The 21,168-nt window shown below is 73.1% G+C and carries 19 protein-coding genes and 5 pseudogenes; 14 read left to right on the top strand and 10 right to left on the bottom strand.

Going from position 1 to position 21,168, the window contains the following annotated elements; translation table 11 throughout:
- Positions 1-91 precede the first annotated feature (91 nt).
- Both ACFVWY_RS32125 and ACFVWY_RS32120 read right to left on the bottom strand, forming a co-directional pair.
- Complete coding sequence (locus tag ACFVWY_RS32125; protein ID WP_389878424.1) at positions 92-2,686, bottom strand: ABC transporter permease; 2,595 nt, start codon at positions 2,684-2,686, stop codon at positions 92-94.
- Complete coding sequence (locus ACFVWY_RS32120; RefSeq protein WP_389878423.1) at positions 2,683-3,384, bottom strand: ABC transporter ATP-binding protein; 702 nt, start codon at positions 3,382-3,384, stop codon at positions 2,683-2,685. The genes ACFVWY_RS32125 and ACFVWY_RS32120 overlap by 4 nt, the downstream gene beginning before the upstream one ends.
- Before the next feature lie 172 nt (positions 3,385-3,556).
- Here ACFVWY_RS32120 and ACFVWY_RS32115 point away from each other — a divergent pair, with 172 nt between their 5' ends.
- The 3 genes from ACFVWY_RS32115 (at position 3,557) to ACFVWY_RS32105 (ending at position 6,926) form a co-directional block, all read left to right on the top strand.
- Positions 3,557-4,849, top strand: coding sequence for a sensor histidine kinase (locus ACFVWY_RS32115; protein WP_389878422.1), 1,293 nt, complete (start codon positions 3,557-3,559; stop codon positions 4,847-4,849).
- Positions 4,837-5,496: a LuxR C-terminal-related transcriptional regulator gene (locus tag ACFVWY_RS32110; RefSeq protein ID WP_389878421.1), complete on the top strand. Its 660-nt coding sequence runs from the start codon at positions 4,837-4,839 to the stop codon at positions 5,494-5,496. The genes ACFVWY_RS32115 and ACFVWY_RS32110 overlap by 13 nt, the downstream gene beginning before the upstream one ends.
- Before the next feature lie 302 nt (positions 5,497-5,798).
- Positions 5,799-6,926 (top strand): aminopeptidase P family protein, encoded by a 1,128-nt coding sequence (locus tag ACFVWY_RS32105; protein ID WP_389878420.1) that lies wholly within the window; start codon positions 5,799-5,801, stop codon positions 6,924-6,926.
- A gap of 177 nt (positions 6,927-7,103) precedes the next feature.
- On the opposite strand, the gene treZ is transcribed toward ACFVWY_RS32105, so the two are convergent.
- Positions 7,104-8,897, bottom strand: a complete 1,794-nt coding sequence (gene treZ / locus ACFVWY_RS32100; protein ID WP_389878419.1) for a malto-oligosyltrehalose trehalohydrolase — start codon at positions 8,895-8,897, stop codon at positions 7,104-7,106.
- 167 nt (positions 8,898-9,064) lie between these two features.
- Here treZ and ACFVWY_RS32095 point away from each other — a divergent pair.
- The 4 genes and pseudogenes from ACFVWY_RS32095 to ACFVWY_RS32080 all read left to right on the top strand — a co-directional run.
- Positions 9,065-9,274 (top strand): annotated as a pseudogene (locus tag ACFVWY_RS32095) (family 1 glycosylhydrolase); the annotation flags it as partial.
- Between the two features lie 86 nt (positions 9,275-9,360).
- The gene (locus ACFVWY_RS32090) at positions 9,361-10,407 is read left to right on the top strand and encodes a tyrosine-type recombinase/integrase (protein WP_389878418.1); all 1,047 of its coding nucleotides are present in this window, start codon (positions 9,361-9,363) and stop codon (positions 10,405-10,407) included.
- Between the two features lie 32 nt (positions 10,408-10,439).
- Complete coding sequence (locus tag ACFVWY_RS32085) at positions 10,440-10,766, top strand: helix-turn-helix transcriptional regulator (RefSeq protein WP_326708057.1); 327 nt, start codon at positions 10,440-10,442, stop codon at positions 10,764-10,766.
- A gap of 253 nt (positions 10,767-11,019) precedes the next feature.
- The gene (locus ACFVWY_RS32080) at positions 11,020-12,261 is read left to right on the top strand and encodes a hypothetical protein (protein ID WP_389878417.1); all 1,242 of its coding nucleotides are present in this window, start codon (positions 11,020-11,022) and stop codon (positions 12,259-12,261) included.
- A gap of 14 nt (positions 12,262-12,275) precedes the next feature.
- Here the strand turns inward: ACFVWY_RS32080 and ACFVWY_RS32075 are convergent, their stop codons facing one another.
- Together ACFVWY_RS32075 and ACFVWY_RS32070 are read right to left on the bottom strand one after the other, a co-directional pair.
- Positions 12,276-12,914, bottom strand: coding sequence for an SMI1/KNR4 family protein (locus ACFVWY_RS32075; RefSeq protein ID WP_389878416.1), 639 nt, complete (start codon positions 12,912-12,914; stop codon positions 12,276-12,278).
- Between the two features lie 65 nt (positions 12,915-12,979).
- Positions 12,980-13,378: a hypothetical protein gene (locus tag ACFVWY_RS32070; protein ID WP_384217786.1), complete on the bottom strand. Its 399-nt coding sequence runs from the start codon at positions 13,376-13,378 to the stop codon at positions 12,980-12,982.
- 235 nt (positions 13,379-13,613) lie between these two features.
- Here ACFVWY_RS32070 and ACFVWY_RS32065 point away from each other — a divergent pair.
- Together ACFVWY_RS32065 and ACFVWY_RS32060 are read left to right on the top strand one after the other, a co-directional pair.
- A pseudogene (locus ACFVWY_RS32065) lies at positions 13,614-14,325 on the top strand (site-specific integrase); the annotation flags it as partial.
- A 162-nt stretch (positions 14,326-14,487) separates the two neighbouring features.
- Positions 14,488-14,748, top strand: a pseudogene (locus ACFVWY_RS32060) (site-specific integrase); the annotation flags it as partial.
- A 263-nt stretch (positions 14,749-15,011) separates the two neighbouring features.
- Here the strand turns inward: ACFVWY_RS32060 and ACFVWY_RS32055 are convergent.
- The 4 genes and pseudogenes from ACFVWY_RS32055 to ACFVWY_RS32040 form a co-directional block, all read right to left on the bottom strand.
- Positions 15,012-15,443 (bottom strand): annotated as a pseudogene (locus tag ACFVWY_RS32055) (DUF4158 domain-containing protein); the annotation flags it as partial.
- A gap of 84 nt (positions 15,444-15,527) precedes the next feature.
- Positions 15,528-15,989, bottom strand: coding sequence for a DUF732 domain-containing protein (locus ACFVWY_RS32050; RefSeq protein ID WP_389878415.1), 462 nt, complete (start codon positions 15,987-15,989; stop codon positions 15,528-15,530).
- A 322-nt stretch (positions 15,990-16,311) separates the two neighbouring features.
- Positions 16,312-16,890, bottom strand: a complete 579-nt coding sequence (locus ACFVWY_RS32045) for a PASTA domain-containing protein (protein ID WP_389878414.1) — start codon at positions 16,888-16,890, stop codon at positions 16,312-16,314.
- Complete coding sequence (locus ACFVWY_RS32040; RefSeq protein WP_389878413.1) at positions 16,887-17,435, bottom strand: SigE family RNA polymerase sigma factor; 549 nt, start codon at positions 17,433-17,435, stop codon at positions 16,887-16,889. Before ACFVWY_RS32040 ends, ACFVWY_RS32045 begins: the two co-directional genes overlap by 4 nt.
- 280 nt (positions 17,436-17,715) lie before the next feature.
- Here ACFVWY_RS32040 and ACFVWY_RS32035 point away from each other — a divergent pair, with 280 nt between their 5' ends.
- Positions 17,716-18,048 (top strand): PadR family transcriptional regulator, encoded by a 333-nt coding sequence (locus ACFVWY_RS32035; protein ID WP_073810844.1) that lies wholly within the window; start codon positions 17,716-17,718, stop codon positions 18,046-18,048.
- Positions 18,049-18,192: 144 nt separating this feature from the next.
- Positions 18,193-18,675, top strand: a complete 483-nt coding sequence (locus ACFVWY_RS32030; RefSeq protein ID WP_389878412.1) for a hypothetical protein — start codon at positions 18,193-18,195, stop codon at positions 18,673-18,675.
- Positions 18,676-18,709: 34 nt separating this feature from the next.
- On the opposite strand, the gene ACFVWY_RS32025 is transcribed toward ACFVWY_RS32030, so the two are convergent.
- A complete protein-coding gene (locus ACFVWY_RS32025; protein WP_389878411.1) occupies positions 18,710-19,057 on the bottom strand; it encodes a hypothetical protein in 348 nt (115 codons plus the stop codon).
- 104 nt (positions 19,058-19,161) lie between these two features.
- On the opposite strand from ACFVWY_RS32025, the pseudogene ACFVWY_RS32020 reads away from it, so the two are divergent.
- The 3 genes and pseudogenes from ACFVWY_RS32020 to ACFVWY_RS32010 form a co-directional block, all read left to right on the top strand.
- A pseudogene (locus tag ACFVWY_RS32020) lies at positions 19,162-19,884 on the top strand (glycoside hydrolase family 1 protein); the annotation flags it as partial.
- Between the two features lie 3 nt (positions 19,885-19,887).
- Positions 19,888-20,856, top strand: a complete 969-nt coding sequence (locus tag ACFVWY_RS32015; protein ID WP_389878410.1) for an alpha-L-fucosidase — start codon at positions 19,888-19,890, stop codon at positions 20,854-20,856.
- 13 nt (positions 20,857-20,869) lie between these two features.
- Complete coding sequence (locus ACFVWY_RS32010; protein ID WP_389878409.1) at positions 20,870-21,166, top strand: antibiotic biosynthesis monooxygenase; 297 nt, start codon at positions 20,870-20,872, stop codon at positions 21,164-21,166.
- The last annotated feature ends 2 nt before the right edge of the window (positions 21,167-21,168 follow it).

The raw sequence follows: 21,168 nt of genomic DNA, 5'->3' as shown, positions 1-21,168 counted from the left end.
CACCGACGCTCCGCGTCGGCTCCTTCCTCCGCCTTGCAGCTGCACGCACCAGCCCCCGCTCCCTGATCCAGCCTGATCCAAACGAAAGACCCTAACCGCGTCGCGGCCCCAGCGTGCCCGCTCCTGCCGCGACCGTCACGGCCAGGGCGATCAGCCCGTACTCCAGCGGCGGCAGATACGGCGCCGAACCGGCCGCCGACACCGCGAACGCCGTCAGCGGGACCGCCGCGACCAGCGTGCCGACCACCAGCCCGGCCACCGTCACCAGCCCCGTCTCCAGCACCAGCATCCGGCGCAGCTGACCGCGGCCTGCCCCGACCGTCCGCAGCAGCCGGAACTCGGCGCGCCGCCCCACCGTGATCAGGGACAACGTGCTCACTACCGCGAACAGGGCGAAGCCGCCGATCACACCGACCCCGACCACGGTCATCGCGTCGCCTCCCGCCGACGTCGGCGGGGCGATCCGGAGGTCGTCGGCCGTCGCGGGCCGGACCGTCACCCCCGAGTAGGGGGCGAGCGCCCGCCGGAGCGCGGCGGCGGTGGCCGTCGCGGACGTGCCGTCCGCCGTGCGGACCAGCACCGAGCGGTCCCGGGGGACATCGGCGTGCCCGGCCAGCGCCTCGCGAGGCAGCAGGAACTCGCCGACCCCCAGGGCCCGCTCGTACAGCGCCACCACCCGGAGCCGTACCGGGGTGCCGTCGCCGAGCCGGAGCCGTACGGTGTCGCCGGGGCCGACGCCGAGGTCCCCGGCCCGGTCCGCGCCGACGGCCACCGTGCCCCGGCCGGTCAGGTGCGCCAGGTCGCCCGCGGTGACCTGGGGGTCGAGCGTGCCGTCCAGCCCGTCCGCCGACACCCCCAGCACCGGGAACCGGTCGATCTTCGGGTCGCCCAGCTCGCGGTGGGCGAGCACGACGGCGGAGCGCAGCACCCCGGTCGCCGACGCCACCCCCGGCGCCCCGCGCACGGCCCGCACCGCCCCGGCCGGCAGTCCGGAGGCCGGACCCGTCACCACCAGATCGGCCCGGAGCGCGGCGGCGGCCTGCCGGCCAGCGCCCCGCTCCAGCGTCGCGCCCGCCGCCAGCTGGACGCAGACGAACGCGACGGCCAGCACGATCGGGGTGATCGCCGCCCCCAGACGGCGATGGTGCGCGGCGGCCGACCGCGCGGCGAGGAAGCCGGGCGCCCCGCCCGCCCACCGCACCGGCGTCCCGAGCACCCGCAGTGCCCCGCGCGCGATCCACGGGCCGAGCAGCGCCACCGCGATGACCAGTGAGGTCGCCGCCCCCGACGCGGCCACCGCGGCGGCCTGGCCGCCCTGCGCCGTGGCCGCCCCGGCCGCACTCAGCCCCGACACCGCCAGCACCGCCCCGGCGGCCGTCCGGACCTTCCCCGGCTCGCCCGGCTCCGGCGCCCCGGCCGCACCCAGCGCGGCGGCGGGCCGCAGCGCGGTGCCGGACCGGGCCGCGAGCTGCGCCACCGGGCGGGCGGCGAGCGCGACCACCGCCCCGCCCACCACCGCCGCTACCGGCGGCAGCCACCACGGCACCGGCAACGGGAGCGCCTCCGTGGCCAGCAGCGACCGCAGCAGCAGCCCCAGCGGGACGGCCCCGAGCCCGCCCGTCACCGCCGCCGCGACGGCCACCCGGCCCACCTCGCGGCCCACCGCCGACCTCAGCTGCCGGGGAGTCGCCCCGACCGCCCGCAGCAGCGCCAGCTCACCGGAACGCTGGTGGACCGCCTGGGCGAGAGTGGTGGCGATCACCAGCAGCGCCACCATGAGGACCGTCCCGGCGATCGACCCGATCAGCGGCAGCAGCTCGTCCCGGGCGGCGAGCGCGTCCGGCTGCCCCGCCTGCCCGCGCTCCGCACCGGTCAGCACCCGGACCGCCGGGGCGCCGGAGACCTGGCCGGACCAGGCCCGCTCCAGCGACGCCCGCAGCGCGTCGGCCGACACCCCGGGCCGTGCCAGGACCCCGACCGCGTCGACCGTGCCCGGGTGCCCGGCGAGCGCGGTGAGACGCCGTTCGGTCAGGAAGACCGTGGCCAGGGAGGTTTCGCCGGAGCCGCCACGGGCGATCCCGCTGACGGTGTACGTCCGGGGCGTCCCGTCGGCCTGGAGCGTCACCCGGTCCCCGGCCCGGCTCCCGGTGGCCGCCGCCAGCGCCCCGTCCAGGACCACCTCGTTCTCCGACCGGGGCGGGTGACCGGCCGTCAGCCGGTACGGGGTGAGTGCGGCGGCGGCCCAGGAACGGCCGAGTGCCGGGGCCGTGCCCCGTGCCCCGTCCGCCGTGACCGGGACCGTGTCGTCCGCGACGGCCCGCCCGACCCCGGGCGCGGCAGCCGCCCGCGCCACCGCGGAGCGCTCCAGCCGCACCCGCTCGGGCAGATACGCCGTCTCCGTCTTCGGCTCGCTGCCCCACGGCTTCACCGTGTACGTCACCCGCTGCTCGGCCACCACCACCGCGTCGGTCCCCGCGTACCGCCCCGCCGGAGGCCGTGCCACCAGCAGCGATCCCACGACCAGCGCGAACGCGCCGACCAGTGCGGCGGCCGCCGCCGTCGCCGCCCACACCGAAGCCCAGGACCGGCGCCCGTCCTCCCACGAACGCCGGGCGAGGAACGCCGAGGCCCGCCGCATTCCGGCCCGCACCTCGGTGCTGGGCCCCTCCTTCTCCCGCCCGCTCATCGCAGTCGGCCGCCGTCCATCGTCAGTACGGTGTCCGCCCAGCCCGCCGCCACCGGATCATGGGTGACCATCACGACCGTACGTCCGTCGACACGCACCGCGTCCCGCAGCAGCCCGAGCACCAGCTCCGCCGACTCCGGGTCCAGCGAGGCGGTCGGCTCGTCCGCGAAGATCACCTCCGGCCCGGTCACCAGCGCCCGTGCCACCGCGACCCGCTGCTGCTCCCCGCCGGAGAGCGTCGCCGGGCCCTGGCCGCCGCGCCCCGCCAGACCGACCCGGGCCAGCAACTCCCGCCCCCGCGCCAGCACCCGCTCGTCCGCCGGATCGGCACCCGCCAGCACCAGCGGCAGCACGACGTTCTCCTCGACGCTCAGCGAAGGCACCAGATTGAGGGCGTGCGACTGGAAGACGAACCCGATCCGGTCCCGCCGGAACCGGGTCAGCGCGGCCTCCGACAGCCGCCCGAGATCGGTCGGCCCGATCCGCACCGTGCCCGACGTCGGCCGGTCGAGCCCCGCCGCGCACTGGAGGAACGTGCTCTTCCCCGAACCCGAGGGGCCCACCACCGCGGTGAAGCTCCCCGCCGGGACCACACAGCTGACCGCGTCCAGCGCCGTCGTCCCCCGGCCCGGCCGGCCGTGGCACCGGCTCACCGCCTCCAGCCGCAGCGCGGCCCCCCGTACCGTCGTCGTCTCCACCGTTGCTCCCGCTCCCTCGTCCGACAGTCCTGTTGACCTGCGTCAACGCTAGGAACCGGGGAGCTTTCGCACGAGGGTGCGCGATCCCGGAACGGGGGTGCAGCCAGCTCCACCACGACCGGGGAGCACGCTCCCCTCCGGCGCGCGGGGGAGCCCCGTAGCCTGGCGTGTCATGAGCAGCACCACCACCGTCTCCGCCACTCCGCTGGCCGCCGCCGTCCGGCGCTCCTGGGACGCCTCGCGCTATCTGGGCATCGGGATCGCCGTCGCGCTGCTCGCCTATGCGGGCACCTTCCTGGTGGTGGCCACCCTGGTCTTCGCCGTCGCGCTCATCGGCCTGCCCGCGCTGCCGGAGGCCGCCAAGGTGCTGCGCCGGTGCGCGGAGTGGGAGCGGCGCCGGGCGTCGGCGCGGCTGGGCACCGCGTTCGTCCCCACGGCCTATCCGTCGCTGGACAGCGGCGAACTCTCCGAGCGGGTACGGCGGGTGCTCGCCGATCCGACCGTGTGGCGCGACGCCCTCTGGCTGCCCCTCCAGGCCCTCGCGGGCAACGTCCTCGGCTATCTCGCGATGGTGCTGTGGCCGGTCGGGCTGCTGGTGGACGGGATCGGGCTGACCGTCGTGCACCTGCTGGATCGGCGGGCCGCTGACGAGTACGGCACCCCGCCGCCCCAGCGGACCGGCTGGGTGCTGCGCTGGCACGGCGTCCTCGCTGACCTGTCGGCCAGCTGGACCCAGGCACTGCTCACCACGTCACCGTCGACCGCGCTCGCCGAGCGGATCGCCCAGCTGACCGAGAGCCGGGCGGGCGCGGTCGAGGCGCACGGCGCCGAACTGCGCCGCATCGAACGCGACCTCCACGACGGCGCCCAGGCCCGGATCGTCGCCCTGTCCCTGCGCATCGGCCTCGCCCGGCAGCTCCTGGACCGTGACCCGGCCGCCGCCCGCGTCCGGCTGGACGAGGCACAGGACGGGGCGGAGGCGGCCCTCGCCGAGCTGCGGCACGTGGTGCGCGGCATCCACCCGCCGGTGCTCACCGACCGTGGGCTGGCGGGCGCGGTCCGGGCCCTGGCCGCCGACGCGGGCGTCCCGGTCGCCGCCGAACTGGACGGCGTCGAGGACGGACGCAGGCTCCCGGCCGCCATCGAGGCCGCCGCGTACTACGTGATCGCCGAAGCGCTCACCAACATCAGCAAGCACAGCGGCGCGACCGCCGCCACCGTACGCGTCCGCCGCACCCCCGCCGCTCTGCGCGTGACCATCGGCGACAATGGGCGCGGCGGCGCGGCTGAGCGGTACGGCACCCTCCCGGAGCGGCACGCCACCGGAGGCACCCACCCGGGCGGCTCCGGCAGCGGGCTGGCAGGCATCCGGCGGCGGATCGCCGCACTGGACGGAGCCACCCGCATCAGCAGCCCCGTCGGGGGGCCGACGGAGATCGAGGTGGAGCTGCCGTGCGGATCGTGATAGCCGAGGACAACGCCCTGCTGCGGGAGGGCCTGGTCCTGCTGCTCACCAGTTCCGGCCACGAGGTGGTGGCCGACGCCGCGACCGGGCCCGAGGTGCTGCCCGCCCTCCTGGAACACCGCCCGGACGCCGCCGTCCTCGACGTACGGCTGCCGCCCACCTTCCGCGACGAGGGGCTGCGCGCCGCGCTCGCCGCCCGGGAGAAGCTGCCCGAGCTGCCGATCCTGGTCCTCTCGCAGTACGTCGAGGAGACCTACGCCGCCGAACTGCTCGCCCAGGGCGCCCAGGGCATCGGCTACCTCCTCAAGGACCGGATCGGCCGGGTCGACCAGTTCCTCCAGGCACTGGACCGGGTGGCGGCGGGCGGCACCGCGCTCGACCCCGAGGTGGTGACCCAGCTGCTCACCCGCAAGTCGACGGCCACCCCGCTGCGCAGCCTCACCCCGCGCGAACGCGAGGTGCTGGAGCTGATGGCCCAGGGCAAGGCGAACGGCACCATCGCCGCCGAACTCGTCGTGACGGAACGGGCGGTGAGCAAGCACATCGGTTCCATCTTCGCCAAGCTCGGCCTGGAACCCGACGACGGAACGGTGCACCGCCGGGTCCTGGCGGTGCTCGCCTACCTGGAGGGCAGGCCGCCCCGCTGACGGGCGGCCGGCACCGCGACGGGGGCCGCGCCGTCCCCGGCGCGCGGGGCCGGAGGCGGGGCGGCGCGGGAACGGCCCTGGGGCGGCTTCGAGGAGGAACGGCCCTGGGGCGGCTTCGAGGACGAACAGCCCTGGGACAGCTTCGAGGACGAACCGGGCGAAACGAGGAGAGGCCGGGGCGCCCGCCCCTCCGGCCGCCGGGCACCGTCCTTCGGTCTGCCCCCTCGCCGGCTCGCGCCGGGCGGCGCGCTTGGGCAGGATGCTGTACGTCGTGTGCCACGCGTCGCGCCAGGAGGCCCCGCATGTCCAGCCCGAACCAGCCCGTGCCGTTCACCGCCGACGACTACCGGGCCCGTATGGAGCGCGCGGCCGACGCCGCCGCCGAGGCCGGACTCGCGGGCGTGCTCGTCGCGCCCGGTCCCGACCTCGTCCACCTCACCGGCTACCGCCCCGTGAACACCGAACGCCTCACCCTGCTGGTCCTCAGGGCCGGGCAGGACCCGGTGCTCGTCGTCCCGACGCTGGAGGCCCCGGACGCCGAGCACGCCGTCGGCGCCCCGGCCCTCACCCTGCGCGACTGGACCGACGGCAAGGACCCGTACGCCGTCGCCGCACCGCTGCTCGACGACCGGGGCCGGTTCGCGGTCAGCGACAACGCCTGGGCGATGCATCTGCTCGGCCTCCAGCACACCCTGCCGGACAGCTCGTACGTCTCGCTCACCGAGGCCCTGCCGATGCTGCGCGCGGTGAAGGACGCCCATGAGCTGGAGCGGCTCGCGTCCGCCGGAGCCGCCGCGGACGCCACGTACGGCGAGATCCTCAAGGTGCGGTTCTCCGGCCGCAAGGAGACCGATATCGCCGCCGAACTGGCCGCCCTGCTGCGGAAGTCCGGACACTCCCAGGTCGACTTCACGGTCGTCGGCTCCGGCCCCAACGGCGCCAACCCGCACCATGAGGCGGGCGACCGCACCATCGAGCGCGGCGACATGGTCGTCCTCGACTTCGGCGGCCTCAAGCACGGCTACGGCTCGGACACCTCCCGGACCGTCCACGTCGGCGAGCCCACCGCGGAGGAGCAGCGGGTCCACGACATCGTGCGGGAGGCCCAGCAGGCGGGCTGCGACGCGGTCCGGCCGGGCGTCGCCTGCCAGGAGATCGACCGCGCGGCCCGTGCCGTCATCACCGAGTTCGGCTACGGCGAACGCTTCATCCACCGCACCGGCCACGGCATCGGCGTCACCACCCACGAACCGCCCTACATGATCGAGGGCGAGGAACAGCCGCTGGTGCCCGGGATGTGCTTCTCGGTGGAGCCGGGCATCTACCTGCCGGGCCGCTTCGGGGTGCGGATCGAGGACATCGTCACCGTCACCGAGGACGGCGGGCGGCGCCTCAACACCACCGCCCGCGAACTGGCGATCGTCGAGTAACCGGCCGTCCCGCGCCCGCCGGTCGAGCCGTCGGCCGGGGCGGTGTCTGTCCGTTGAGCCGTCGGCCGGGGCGGTGTCTGCTCGTTGAGCCGTCGGCCAGGGAGGCGTCCGCCCGTTCAGCCGTCGGCCGTCCCGCGCCCGCCGGTCGAGTCTTCGGCCGGGGCGGTGTCCGCTCGTTCAGTCGTCAGCCAGGACGACGCACGACTCCGGCGGCAGACGCAGCAGCCCGTCGTCGCCCGGGGCCTCCACCGGCTCCCAGGCGGCGACCACCCGCCCCGCCCCGCCCCGGCCGCCGCCCAGCGGGATCTCGGCCGGTTCTCCGCCGAGGTTGACCGCGATCCGCAGATCACCCCTGCGGTAGGCCAGCCAGCGGGCCTGTTCGTCATGCGCGGTGCGCACCGACGCCAGGTCCGGATCGCGCAGGTCGGGCAGGGTGCGGCGGAGCGCGATCAGCTCGCGGTACCAGGTGTGCAGCCGGGCGTGCGGCTCCCGCCCCGCCTCGTCCCAGTCCAGGCAGGAGCGGTCCCGGGTGGCCGGGTCCTGCGGGTCGGGCACCTGGGCGGCGCTCCAGCCGTGCGCCGCGAACTCCCGCCGCCGCCCGTCGCGCACCGCCTCGGCCAGCGCCGGATCGGTGTGGTCGGTGAAGAACTGCCAGGGCGTGCGCGCCCCCCACTCCTCGCCCATGAACAGCATCGGCGTGAACGGCCCGGTCAGCACGAGCGCCGCGGAGCAGGCCAGCAGGCCGGGGGAGAGGGTGGCGGCGAGCCGGTCGCCCTGGGCCCGGTTGCCGATCTGGTCGTGCGTCTGGGCGTAGCCGACGAAGCGGTGGGCGGGGGTGCGGGTGATGTCGACGGGGCGCCCGTGGCTGCGGCCCCGGAAGGCGGAGTACGTGCCGTCGTGGAAGAACACCCCGGTCATGGTCTTGGCGAGGGCCGCCAGCGGGGCCCGTGCGAAGTCCGCGTAGTAGCCCTGCGACTCGCCGGTCAGCGCGGTGTGCAGGGCATGGTGGAAGTCGTCGTTCCACTGTGCGCGCAGCCCGGTGCCGCCCTGGGAGCGAGGGGTGGTGTCCCCGGGATCGTTGCGGTCGCACTCGGCGATCAGCGGGAGCGGGCGGCCCAGTTCGGCGGCGAGCGCGTCGGTGGCGGCCGACAGCTCCTCCAGGAAGGTCAGCGCCCGCCCGTCGGCCAGGGCGTGCACCGCGTCCAGACGCAGCCCGTCGAGCCGGTAGTCCCGCAGCCAGGCGAGCGCGCTGCCCAGCAGGTACGCCCGTACCTCGTCGGAGCCCGGGGCGTCGAGGTTGACGGCCGCGCCCCAGGGCGTGTGGTGGGTGCTGGTGAAGTACGGTCCGAAGGCCGCGAGGTGGTTGCCGGACGGGCCGAGATGGTTGTGGACCACGTCCAGGAGGACCGAGAGCCCCAGGCCGTGCGCCGTGTCGACGAGGCGCTTGAGCCCCTCCGGCCCGCCGTACGGCTCGTGCACGGCCCACGGCGACACCCCGTCGTACCCCCAGCCGTGGGTGCCCGGGAAGGGGCAGACCGGCATCAGCGACACATGGGTGACGCCCAGCCCGGCGAGGTGCCCGAGCCGGGCCGCCGCGGCGTCGAAGGTGCCCTCGGGGGTGTACGTGCCGATGTGCAGCTCGTACAGGACGGCGTCCTGGAGCTGCCGCTCCGGCCGGTCGGCGCGCCATGCGAAGCGCGCGTGGTCGACGACGGCGCTCTCGCCGTCCGGCCCGTCCGGCTGGCGCCGTGAGCGCGGATCGGGCAGCACCCGTACGCCGTCACCCTCCGCCCCGTCCCCGTCCCCGTCCCCGCCCCCGTCGAGGACGAAGCCGTACCGGTCCCCGTCCGAGGCCTCGGCCCGAGCCGTCCACCAGCCGTCCCGCCCGGGGGCCCGCTGCATGGCCCGTGACTCGCCCCGCAGCCGAAGTCCCACCGAACCGGCCTGTGGTGCCCATACCTCGAACAGCATGCCGACGCTCCTCGTCTCCTCGCCCCCGTACCCGTACGCGAGCCGTGACGATCACCGGCCCACGGCACTGGATCGACGCTGATACTCGCGATTAAGGTCTGGTTCTGATCATTGCCCCGTCAGGTTCTGATCAATACGCACTCCCTCTTACGGCTGTGGAGGCCGAGATGACCGTGCCGTCGTTCCCGCCCGGCTTCCTCTGGGGAGCCTCCGCGTCCGCCTTCCAGACCGAGGGCGCCACCGACACCGACGGCAAGGGCCCCTCCGGCTGGGACGCCTTCGCCGCCCAGCCCGGCCGGATCAAGGACGGCACCGACACCACCCGCGCCACCGGCTTCCACCAGCACTACCGCGAGGACGTCGCCCTGCTGGTGGGCGACCGATGGGTCGCTGGCGGCGGGGCCGGTCTGAAGTCGTCCCCCAGATAACGCCCTATTATCTGCGGTAAAGTGCCGTGAATTGCATGTGGGCGGTGCTCCGCTGCTGCACCCGGAGACCCAGGTCTTCGAGGGCATGCTGGCGTGATCAGCAGCTGGCCCGGAATCTGAGCAAGGACACGATCGCGGACCGGCTCCTGGCGGTACGGCGGTTCCAGCGCTTCACCAGCGAGTGGCCGTGGACGTGGCGCCCTACGGACGTCGAGGAGTACACCGCCCACCTGCGGAGCGATGGACGAGAACGGTCCCACTCCACGATCCGCGGCTATCACGGTCACGTCCGCATGTTCCTGGAGTACGTCGCCGACCCTCGCTACGAGTGGACAGCGGTCAGCGAGCGTCTCTTCGGCAGCCATCCAGCCCAGGTGTTCTTCGAGTGGAACACCGCCGTGCACGCCGCCGAGTACGAAGGCCGGCCCGGGCGCCGTGCTCTGACCAAGGCCGAGCTTCAGCGTTTCTTCGACTACGCCGACGACCAGGTGGCAGCCGCCCGAACCTCGGGCCGCAAGGGCTGGCTCCCAGCCATGCGAGACGCGACCGCCATGAAGGCCACCTACGCCTGGGGGCTGCGCCGCCGCGAGGTGATCAAGCTAGATCTCGCGGACTTTGGACACAATCCGCACGCTCCTGAGTTCGGCGACCTTGGCGTGGTCTACGTCCGTTGGGGCAAGGCGTCCAAGGGCTCCGCTCCCAAGCGCCGCAGCGTGCTGACCGTCTTTCCCTGGTCGGTGAAGGTGATGGAGCAATGGCTCGGCAGCTACCGCGCCGTGTTCGACACCGCCGCGAAGAGCGACGCCCTCTGGCCCAGTGAGCGGTCACCGCGCCTGGACATGGGGGCTCTTGGAGACCGGTTCGCCGCCTACCGGGATGCGTTGGGGCTGCCGCAGGAGCTGACGCTGCACTGCTTGCGCCACTCCTACGTGACACACCTGATCGAAGCCGGCTACGACCCGCTGTTCGTCCAGCAGCAGGTGGGGCACTCCTACGCGTCCACCACCGCGCTCTACACCTCCGTGTCGTCGGACTTTCGCACCCGCACCCTGCGCAAAGTCCTGGACGGCACGATCGGCTGAGCGATCAGCACTGCGACCGGGGAAGGACCGCGATGATCAGGCGACTCGGCTACCACTGGCACCTGCGGCGGATCATGGCCGCGCACAACATCTGGAAGACCACCGAACTCATTCCCCTCCTGCGCGAGCGAGGCATCAACCTGTCCACCGCGCAGGTCTACCGCCTGGTCACCGACCGGCCCGAGCGCCTGTCTCTGCCCGTCTTGGCCGCGCTCTGCGACATCCTCGCCTGTTCGCCCGCCGACCTCATCGAACCGTACGTCGAGGCGGACCGACGCAAGCGCACTGCCGGTGAAGCGGCCGTCATCGAGATCAACACCGACTTCCGTCCCGAGCGCGCTCGCATCATCGAGGACTGAACATGCCCGCACCCCGGAAGTACACGTCCGATCCGAGCAGGTACCCGGCCTGTGTGCGTTGCGGCGCCTGCTACCCCGCCAGCCGGCACTGGCCCGAGGGCATCGTCTGTTTCTACTGCGTGCGCGCGGCGCGGAACCGCCAAGGCACCTGCGCCGGCTGCGGTCACGAGGGCATCCTCCCGGGACTCGACGCCGAAGCGCGTCCCCTCTGCGTCCGCTGCTGCGACGTGCCGCTGGACGTTCGATGCAAGCGATGCGGCGAGGAGAACCTGGCCACCGATTCCAACGTCTGCTGGCGCTGCCTGCTCACGGACAGATCAACAAGCTCCTGGCGGGTCCGGACGGGGAGATACCGGAGAGGCTGCGGCCGCTCGCGGAGGCGATCACGGGGATGCCCCGGCCGAACAGCGGATGGGCCTGGATTCACATGAACCGGCGCGTGCCAGAACTCCTACGCGGTCTGGCTGCCGGAGACATCGACCTCAGCCACGACGCACTCGACTCACTGCCGCGATCCAGAACGATCGAATACCTGCGGGGGCTGCTCGTCGCTCACAACTGCCTTCCTTGGCGCGACGAGCACCTGATCGCTTACGGCCGCTGGCTCACCTCGAAGCTCGACACGATCGCCGATGTTGATCAGCGGCGCCTCATCGAGCGCTACACGCGGTGGCACGTGATGAGACGTATGCGACGAGACGACTCCGACCAACACCCCGTGACTGCCAACGCCTTCCTGCGCGCCAAGCAGCACACGACGGTCGCTATCCCGTTCCTGCGATGGCTCGGCGACCGCGGAAGGAGCTTGGGCGAGTGCAGTCAGCACGACGTCGATGCCTGGTTCGGCAACGGCACCAGCACGCGCGGCCACGCGAACAACTTTCTCTACTGGGCTATCAAGCAGCGGCTCGTCAGCAAGCTCGCCGTCCCCTGGGCGCCTCACGGCAACGGCCCTCTCGCGAGCGAGAAGGACCATGTCGAAGCGCTCCGCGCTCTGCTTCTCCATGAGACCCTGCCGGCAGCCCACCGGGCCATCGGCATCATGCTCGTCCTCTTCGGACAACCCCTCGCCAGGGTCGTGACGATGCGCATGGACGACTTCCGTGAAGGCTCGAACGGGCTGGAGGTGAAGCTTGGCAGAGACTGGATCGACGTTCCGGAGGCGGCAGCCGCCGTGATCCGGGTTCATCTCGCTTCTCGCCCCGGCCTCAGCACGGCCGCGAACCCGGACTGCCCGTTGGCGTTTCCCGGACGCATGCCCGGGCGGACGATGCACGTCTACAGCGTTGCGACGATTCTCCGTGAATCCGGGATCCCGGCCATGGCCACCCGCTCCAGAGCCTGGATCCAGATGGTCCGCCAAGCCCCACCGGCCGTCCTGGCAGACGCGCTCGGCGTGAACCCTCATACAGCGATGCGCTACGCCGAACGAGCTGGAACGGACTACCTGGGCTACGCAGCCCTGCGAAGTCCCCGGGGACCCGAGGACGCTTGAGGCGAGCCTCCAGATCAGGAGGTGGCCCAGGCTTCAGCACGCCAGGCCGGCAGTTCCTTGTCCAGCCAGTCTTCGACGGTCCTTCGCCATGGATCCGAGGGATCGCTGTCGGCGACATCTGCCCAGGCGTCCTCAGCCATGTCGGGGTCGATGAACAGGCTGTCGAGGTAGGCGTCGAAGCCGTCGGCGACCTTCGTGAAGACATGGTTCCCCAGATACCCCGGCCAGGCGATGGCATGGACGAATGCATGGAGCTGGCCATGAGTAGCCGGGTTCAGGTCCAGGAAAAGGGTGTCGCTGCCGCCGTTGCGGGCGATGGGCAGCAGGCCGGTCAGGGACACGTTCTCGGCGAGCCACCCGTCGCGACTGCGCCGATACTCACCCAGGAGAGTTCCCCAGCCGTACTCACCCGTGTCGTCACGGCCCAACTGGTAGAGCTCGTCGAAGCCCTGGATTGGTTCTGGTTCACAGCCCGGTATGCGGACCGAGTAGTCCAGCTTCTCCCCGCCGGCGGATTCCAGGAACGAGCGGTACGCGGATGGCAGGGGCAGCCCGAGCTCCCGTTCCAGAGCGGCGCACTCACCTGGATCGAACGACCTGAACGGACCACCCACCAGGCGACCCCGATACCAACGCGAGAGCTCCTCGGACACGGACGGATTGTCGCACCTGGCGGCGTGCACGCGAATGTGCTCAGGCACGTCACCGCCGTGCTGGGTTACGTGTAGACCTGCCGCCGCCGGTCTGTCTCAGCGCGAGCCAGTTCGGTGTCGTACTGGCTCCCGTCAAAGTGAAACTCGGGCGGCGGGGCTGCCGGGGCGTACGGAACCTGCCAGTCCGACCACTGCACGATGTCCCCGAACCGCTGCACGACCACGGACAGGAAACCGCAGCAACCGCCAGTGCACTCGGGTTCTCCCAGCTCCACGCGCCGCGCCTCGCTGGTCGCCTGCAGCGAACTGGGGTCGCCGATGGGCAGTACATCAGCTGCGAACGGCCCGCGGCCCCCTTCGCCGACCGCGCCTTCGACCACGTCCTCACCGTTGACCAAGAACCGCAGCTGAGCACCGAAACGTGGCCCCGGCGGCAGCACCCTGATCTCCAACCGATCGAACATCAGGCCACCCTACGGCGCCTGCCGACGTCGGCACGCGCCCAACCGACGCCACTGAGCCGAGCACGTTCGCGTGCACCCGACTGAGCGCTTCGTCGGGTCAGGCTCCGCTACGCCGCCGAGGGCTATTCACCCCTCACCAACAGCCGTCCTTACCAACATCGCCGATCACGATCTGCGGCGACGTCGCCGGACCGCTGCGCGAAGCGGCCCTGTTATCTGCGGCAAGGGGAATCCGGTGCCCGTCCTGCTGCTGCCGACCGGGAAGGCGCTGACCGTCCGGACGGCGGCCGACGCCTTCCTCGACTCGCTCACCAACCCGAACACCGTCCGGAACTACGGCATCGCCCTCGGGAAGACCGCCGAGCACCTCGGCGAGGGCCGCCCGCTGGCCGCCGTCGCGGACGACGAGATCGGCGGGGCGCTGGAACTCCTCTGGGGCAGCTCGGCGGTGAACACCTGGAACGCCCGCCGCGGCGCGGTCCTCTCCTGGACCGGCTGGTGCGCCGAGCGCGGCTACGACGGGCCGGCAGTCCCGGCCTGGGCGAAGCGGCTTCCGCCGCCGGACTCCGACACCCCGGTGCGCTCGAAGACGGCGATCGACCGGCTGATCGCCCGCCGCGACGTCCGCCTCCGGGAGAAGACCCTGTGGCGGATGCTCTACGAGACCTGCGCCCGCTCCGAGGAAATCCTGGACGTCAACATCGAGGACCTCGACCTGGCCGGCCGACGGGCCCCGGTGAAGTCCAAGGGGGCCAAGCCCAAGGTGCGCCGGCGCGGCACGGTTCGCGCCGACTACGTGCTGGAGACGGTGTTCTGGGACGCCGGTACCGCCCGGCTGCTGCCGCGCCTGCTCAAGGGCCGCACCCGCGGGCCGGTGTTCGTCACCCACCGCCGCCCCGGACCCGGCAAAATGCTCTCAGCCCGGGACGTCTGCCCAGACACCTGCGCTAGGGCCTCTCGTTTGGATCATGCCGGGCTCGCGGGGGCCGGCACGCACATCTGCCGCGTTGTCGTCAGTCACCGACGCTCCGCGTCGGCTCCTTCCTCCGCCTTGCAGCTGCACGCACCAGCCCCCGCTCCCTGATCCAGCCTGATCCAAACGAAAGACCCTAGCCCGCCTCTCCTACGGCCAGGCCCGCGCGCTGCTCGACCAGCACACCACGCACGCCGGGCCGGGCACCGGCTGGGACCTGCACGAGTACCGCCACTCCGGCTTGACCCACCTCGGTGAGCAGGGCGCCTCCGAGCTGATGCTGATGGCCAAGTCCCGGCACAAGAAGGTCGAGAACGTCCGCCGGTACTTCACACCCTCGGCGGCCGCCATCGCGGACGTCACCGCTCTGCTCGCGCCCGGGGGCGCCCGCCGCTGACCCGCGCGCGGAGCGGTGCGCGCTGGTGTGCGCTCCAGCGCGCTCCCCGGCAGGGCTGTTCGTCCTGGTGGCGGGGCTGGTGAACTGGTTCACGGCCAGGCCCCGCGGTGCACCGCCCTTCACGCCGACACCGGCTACCCGGTGACGGGCCACGGGCTGGCCGGAGGAGCGTGAACGTCGTGCGGTTGCCCCCTGACCCCCTGGACCTGCGGGACGTGCGTCGCCGTGTCGATGCGGTGCTGCAGGAGTTCCTCGACCACCAGGCCCTCCCCGGTCGTCCAGGCCCGCGCGTCCAGCCACACCACCAGCTCGTCCCGGACCTCGGCGAAGTCCCGCCAGCCGCCGTCCTGCTGGATCTCCCCGGCGTGCGAGCGGGCCGTGCCGTCCCGCTCTCCGTACTCCGCCAGCACCGAGGCGTCCTCGATTCCCAGCTGCTCGGCCAAGTACTCCGCCACCTCATGCGGCACCTGCCGCGGGTCCGGCATGAACCGCCCCAGGAAGCGCACCGTCGTCAGCTGCACCGCGAAGCCCAGCCGGTTGTGCGCCCGCCGCTTCGCCTGCACCTTCTCCCGGTCCGCGTCGTCCAGGAAGAAGAACCGCTCCAGCTCCGCGCAGGCGGGGAGCAGGCTGCCGTAGTGGCCGTGCTGCTGCCAGACAAGGGGCCATCCCCGCGCTGGCGGACCGCGGCGAGCCATTGAGTGGTGTGCATCGTGAAGTGGCAGGTCACAATGCACACCACTCATAGGGACACCCCCCGAAGGCTCGTCGGTGTCGGGCGGTCAGGGGCAGAAGGACGCCTTCACCGCGGCGACGATGACGGCTCCCTGCCCGGGGGTGAGGGTGACGCTGCCGCCGCTGAAGCGCTGCGCGGCGTTGTTGGCGAGGGTGGTGTCGTCCTTTCCGGCCTTGATCTCCTGGCAGACGTTGAGGGCCTTGCCGATGGCCTTGGCCTGGTCGGCGGCGAGGGCGGGGTCGACGGCCTTAAGAGCGGCGATCAGCCCTGCGGTCTGGGCGACGTTGGGCGACGGGACGCTGCCGACGGCCGGTGCGCCGGCGGCGGCCGGTGCGCTGGATGCCGGGGAGGCGGCGCTGCTGGCCGGGGCCGCGCTGGTGGTGGCGGGTGCGGGCGCGACGGGGGCGCTGCTGGTGGCGGCGGCGCTGCCGCTGCCGTCGTCGTCGCAGGCGGTCAGGGTGAGGAGTGCGGCGGCGGTCAGGCCGACCGTGAGAAGTCGGAGTCTCATGACTGACCCGGTGTCAGCAGCGAGGGTGCGGCGGTGCCGTTGTCGCTGGACCGTGAACGAGGCCATGGCGCGGCCGGGACGGGGAGTCGGCGGTCGGCGCGCACGGGCGGAGCGTCTGTGCGCGCATGCTCCGCCGACGCCACGGCCCTGCGCCCCACCGGCAGGAGCCCTCCCCCCACTCCCCTCCCCGCACGCGCCCCTCGGAAAGGTCCAGCAGCGGCCCGGAGGGGCGGGCGTCCAGCCGGTGCGCCGCGGTTGACGGACTACCCGGCACCGGCCCCTGGGTCACTCGGCCGGTGCGCGGGCCGAAGGGCCCGGTCGCTCAGGTTCCGCCGGGTTTGCCCGTCGAGACCAGCAGGAGGACGGACGAGCCCGGTGCCACCGGTTCTGCGCCGCCCCGGGGCTGACTGCTGATCACCTGCCCGGCGGGAGCGTTCCAGTCCGTGTGCCGCATGATCGTGCAGCTCAGTCCGAGTCCGCGCAGCAGGCTTCCGGCCTGTTCGACCGGCATGCCGGCCAGGTCCGGCAGCGCGATGCCCGCTCCCGCGGTCTGCTCCTGCTCCTGTGCCGGAGTCGCATCGGCGCTTCCGCTCTTGGGGGTGCCGGTGGCGAGCGGGGTGCACGCCCCGTTCGCCGGTGGGGACAGGGACGGGGAGGCGCCGGGCGCGGGCGACACGGGCTTCAGCGCGAAGAACCCCACCGTGGCGCACGCCAGCACGCAGCACGCCGCAGCGGTGCCGAGGAGCGCCCGGCGGGTGCGGCTGCGGCTGACGGCTCGCTCGATCGCGGCCGCGTCGACGACCGGCGCCGTCGGCCCGTCGGCGAAGGAGGCCACCGCGGCACGCAGCTCGGCTTCGAGGCCCGGCTCGAACGGGGCCGGTCCGGACGACGTGTTCCTCACTTCGTACCTCCGAAAGCGGCCGACGGCGTGTGCGGCGCCTGGGCGCCCGATACGGAATCGCGCAGCTTGGCCAGGCCGCGGGCGAGCTGGGACCTCACCGCACTCGAAGAGATGTCCAGGACGTCGGCGATCTGCCGGGCGTCCAGATCGTGCAGGTAGTACAGGACCACCACGCTGCGCATGCCCATCGGCAGCCCGAGCAGTGCCTCGATCAGTTCCGCGCGCAGATCCACCTGCCCGAACCCGTCCCGGGGGTCGGCCGTCTCGGGCACCCCCGACAGCCCGGGGCGCTCGCCCCGGCGCGACAGCCGCCGCCAGCGGTCGTTGGCCAGGTTGACCAGCACTTTGCGCACGTACGCCTCCGGCGAGTCCGCCACCGCGACCTTCCGCCACTGTCGGCACGCCCGCTCCAGCGCCTCCTGCACCAGATCCTCGGCCACGTGCACGTCACCGGTCAGCGCATACGCGGCGCGGAACAACGCTCCCGACCGCTGTGCGACGAACTCCGCGAATCCGTTGCCCGGACCGCTCCTGCGAAACCTCATCCGCCGACCTCCTCTCCTCGTCCCGTCCCTATCACTGCCCCCATGACGGCGGAACGGGGCCGGGTGCTGCACCGAGCCGCCGGCAGTGACGTGAATCACAGCCGGGACGGAAGGGTGTCCCAGGACCTCGCGCCGCTGCCGCCCGGGGTGCGGGCGGGGCCCGGCGAAGCGGAGGGCCGCCGGGCGGGCGGCCCGCAGTCGGCCGAGAAGAACGGGGGCGCCTCTTGCCAGATACTACGGTGACCGTACTACGGTGTGCCGGGTGAAGAACAAACGCTCCATGCAGGAGCCGACCTTCCTCCTCCTCACCGCACTCGCCGACCGGCCGCGCCACGGCTACGCGCTCGGGGACGAGGTCGCCGCGATCTCCGACGGTCGGGTGCGACTGGGCGCAGGCAGCCTCTACGGCACCCTTGACCGCCTGCTGGCTGAGGGGCTGATCCGCGTCGAGCGCGAGGAGACGGTGGACGGACGCCCCCGACGCGTGTTCACCCTCACCCCGGACGGAGAACAGTCGCTCAGGACCGAGGCCGACCGCCTGCGCTCCGCCCTGCGCGAGGCGGACCGCCGCCTGGCGGCACCCCGGACCCGTTCCGCAGGAGGCTCGGCATGACCTCGAAGCACCCCCTGAACGCCTGGCTTCTCCGGCGGGCCCTCGCGCTCTACCCGTCCTCGTACGGCACCGGCGCGCTCGCGGAGGTGACCGACTTCGCCGCCCGCCGGATCGCTCTCCGGTCCGGCCGGAGGGCTGCGCGAGGTGGCCGACGTCGCCGGGCACGGAGTCCGGGTCCGGCTCGGCCTGGTCTCCCACCGCCCGACGGGCCGGGCGTTCGCCACCGCGGCGCCGATCGCCGCCCTGCTCGCCGGAACCTACGCGGCAACCTCGGTCGTGCGCGACGTGCGAACCGCCGTCAGCCCCGAGACCCACGGCTCCTCCACCAGCGGCTTCCCCGACGGAGGCCCGCTCCTGGCGGCGGTCTCGTTCCTCGTCCCGGCCGCGCTCACGGCCTGCGCGGTCGTGGCCGACCGCTGGTCCGCCGCACGGGTCCTGGCCCTGCTGGCCGCCGCTTCGGCGGCACTGTTCTGCCTGCTGTCCTACACCGGGCCGCTCGGCCTGGACCGAGCCGCAGCAGCCGAACTCGGCCTCGGCCCGCGCGGGTTGGGGCTGATCACGCTCAACACCCTGATCCTCCTGCTCGCCCCGCCCGACCGGGAGTGCCGCCCCGGCACCCGGGTGTGAGTAGTTGCGGTACAGGAAGTGCCGCTGAGATTGATCATGGCCCGGCCGGTTTCGGTGTGAGCGGGTCGTCCGGCCGCCGGATGCGGACTCGGCGGGCGCGGGGGATGCCGTCGGCGTCCTGGAGGTCAGCGAAGTCCGCGTGTGCACGGGTGACGGCTTCGGGGTGCGCCTCCTGCTTCTCGTGCTCGGCGAGCGCCCGGTAGATGCTCGCGACGCTGGGGGCCCGGCCCTTGCGTTTGCCGGTGGGGATGATCAGGTCGGGCTGGATCTGCTCGACCGACTCGCCGTTCGCGCGGCGGCGGAGCACGGTGTGCAGCATGTCCTCGGTGATGACCGGCGGGCGGCCGCCGTGCTTGCCCAACAGCTCTCCGAAGAGCGACAACAACGACCCTCGAAGGCTCCGACGCTCAATCATCCCAGGTCAAAGCCCCAACCAGCCCGGAGAACCCTGAGCGCACGATCTGACACGGATGTTCCTCAGACCCCGTCTCGCACACCCCGGTCTGGACCGCCGGGGACCGGGAGGAGGACCGGTTCGGCGCGGAGCTGTACGACACCCTCACCAACCGGCTGTTCGCCGACCCGATCCTCACCGGCCGCTATCCGGACGAGAACCTGGCCGCGCTGATGCCCGGACCGGTCCAGGACGACCTGGCCACCATCTCCGCCCCGCTCGACTGGTACGGGGTCAACTACTACAACCCCACCCTCGTCGGCGCCCCCGGCCCCAGCACCCCGCAGAGCTTCTCCGGCTTCCGGATTCCCCCCGAACTCCCCTTCGGCATCCGGGAGATAGAGGGGTACGAGACGACCGACTTCGGCTGGCCCGTCGTCCCCGACGGCCTGCGCGAGACGCTCGTCCAGCTCCAGGAGCGCTACGGTGACCGGCTCCCGCCCCTCTACATCACCGAGAACGGCTGCGCCGTCGACGAGCCGGCCGCGGACACCCGCCGGATCAGGTACCTCGAAGGACACCTCAAGGCGCTGCGCACGGCCATGGACGCGGGCGTCGACGTACGCGGCTACTTCACCTGGTCGCTCACCGACAACGTCGAATGGACCGAGGGCGCCAGCAAGCGCTTCGGCCTGGTCCACATCGACTACGGGACACTGGCCCGCACCCCCAAGGACTCGTACGCCTGGTACCGCGACCTGATCCGCGCGCAGAAGACCGGCGGTACGGGCGGTACGGGCAGCGCCGGGAGCTGACACATGGACGCCTCGTGGTGGTCCCGGGCCGGACTCGGGATCTTCGTGCACTGGACGCCCGCCTCCGTACCGGGCTGGGCCCCGCCGGACGTCCCGGTGGACCGCCTCCCCCCGGCGGCCCGCCGCGCGCCCCTGGCCTGGACGCCCCACGCCGACTGGTACGAGAACGGGCTCCGGTTCCCCGGCAGCCCGGTGGCCGTCCACCACCGCGCGGTCTACGGCGACCGGCCGTACGCCGCGTTCGGGGGAGACTTCAACGACGCCCTGACGGGCTGGGATCCCGCGGGCTGGGCCCGCGCCTTCCGTGCCGCGGGCGCCGACTACGCCGTCCTGGTGGCCAAGCACCACGACGGCTTCTGCCTCTGGCCCTCCGCGGTCCCCAACCCGCACCGCGCCCGCTGGCACACCCGCCGCGATGTCATCGGCGAGTTCGCCGAGGCGGTCCGTGCCGAGGGGCTGCGCCTGGGGATCTGCTACTCCGCCGGGCTCGACTGGACCTTCGACGCGCGCCCCATAGGCACCGGCGCACATGCCCTCGCGGCCGTTCCGCGCGGCGACTACCCCGCGTACGCGGGCGCCCAGCTACGCGAACTGATCCGCCGCTACCGCCCCGACCTGCTCTGGAACGACACCGTCTGGCCCGGTACGGACACCGACGTCCGGCGGCTCGCCGAGTACTACCGCTTCGCCGTCCCGCACGGCGTCATGAACCGCCCGCTGTCCCCGTACGCACCCCTGCGGCGGGCCCTGCGGCTCCCCGGTGCCAGGACCCCGTACGGGATCACCCCCGGCGAAGGCCGCGGCTCCTGCTACCACCGCGACGCCCCGGCCGGACCGTGCCCGGCCGCGGAGGGCGCCGCGGCGGGCGGCGGGCGGCTGCTGGCCGTGGGCCCGCGGGGAGAGGACGCGGCCCTCCCAGGCGGGCAGCGACACCACCTGGAACGGCTTGCCCGGGGCGAGTGCCCCATGTGACATTCTGACGACCGTGATAGTCAGGGTGAGCGAGGCGCGCGTACGCCCGGAACGGTTCGAAGCGTTCCGCGACATGATCGTCTCCGCGGTGCGCGAGTTCCCCGGCCGCTACCCGGGCCTGGTGGACCACGAGGTACTGCTCGGGCCGCCCGACTCCCTGCTCTACGTCAGCCGTTGGCGCGGCGAGGAGGACCTGGTCCACTACGCGGGCGAGCACTGGCGCGACCAGCCGGTGGTCCTGCCGGGCGAGGCCGAGTACCTCCTCGGACCGCTTCGGGTGCGGCACTTCGCGGGCGCGCCGCTGACCTGAGT

The sequence above is a fragment of the Streptomyces sp. NPDC058195 genome, from assembly GCF_042883525.1.
In the GTDB taxonomy this organism is placed as follows: Bacteria; Actinomycetota; Actinomycetes; order Streptomycetales; family Streptomycetaceae; genus Streptomyces.
This window is presented reverse-complemented; position numbering and strand designations above follow the sequence as displayed.

Excerpts from the sequence above, each read along its gene's own strand:
- ACFVWY_RS32125 (WP_389878424.1), bottom strand. The coding sequence starts at position 2,686 with ATGAGCGGGCGGGAGAAGGAGGGGCCCAGCACCGAGGTGCGGGCCGGA.
- ACFVWY_RS32115 (WP_389878422.1), top strand. The coding sequence starts at position 3,557 with ATGAGCAGCACCACCACCGTCTCCGCCACTCCGCTGGCCGCCGCCGTC.
- ACFVWY_RS32105 (WP_389878420.1), top strand. The coding sequence starts at position 5,799 with ATGTCCAGCCCGAACCAGCCCGTGCCGTTCACCGCCGACGACTACCGG.
- treZ (WP_389878419.1), bottom strand. The coding sequence starts at position 8,897 with ATGCTGTTCGAGGTATGGGCACCACAGGCCGGTTCGGTGGGACTTCGG.
- ACFVWY_RS32090 (WP_389878418.1), top strand. The coding sequence starts at position 9,361 with ATGTGGGCGGTGCTCCGCTGCTGCACCCGGAGACCCAGGTCTTCGAGG.
- ACFVWY_RS32085 (WP_326708057.1), top strand. The coding sequence starts at position 10,440 with ATGATCAGGCGACTCGGCTACCACTGGCACCTGCGGCGGATCATGGCC.
- ACFVWY_RS32080 (WP_389878417.1), top strand. The coding sequence starts at position 11,020 with ATGCGGCGAGGAGAACCTGGCCACCGATTCCAACGTCTGCTGGCGCTG.
- ACFVWY_RS32070 (WP_384217786.1), bottom strand. The coding sequence starts at position 13,378 with ATGTTCGATCGGTTGGAGATCAGGGTGCTGCCGCCGGGGCCACGTTTC.
- ACFVWY_RS32050 (WP_389878415.1), bottom strand. The coding sequence starts at position 15,989 with ATGAGACTCCGACTTCTCACGGTCGGCCTGACCGCCGCCGCACTCCTC.
- ACFVWY_RS32040 (WP_389878413.1), bottom strand. The coding sequence starts at position 17,435 with ATGAGGTTTCGCAGGAGCGGTCCGGGCAACGGATTCGCGGAGTTCGTC.
- ACFVWY_RS32035 (WP_073810844.1), top strand. The coding sequence starts at position 17,716 with ATGCAGGAGCCGACCTTCCTCCTCCTCACCGCACTCGCCGACCGGCCG.
- ACFVWY_RS32015 (WP_389878410.1), top strand. The coding sequence starts at position 19,888 with ATGGACGCCTCGTGGTGGTCCCGGGCCGGACTCGGGATCTTCGTGCAC.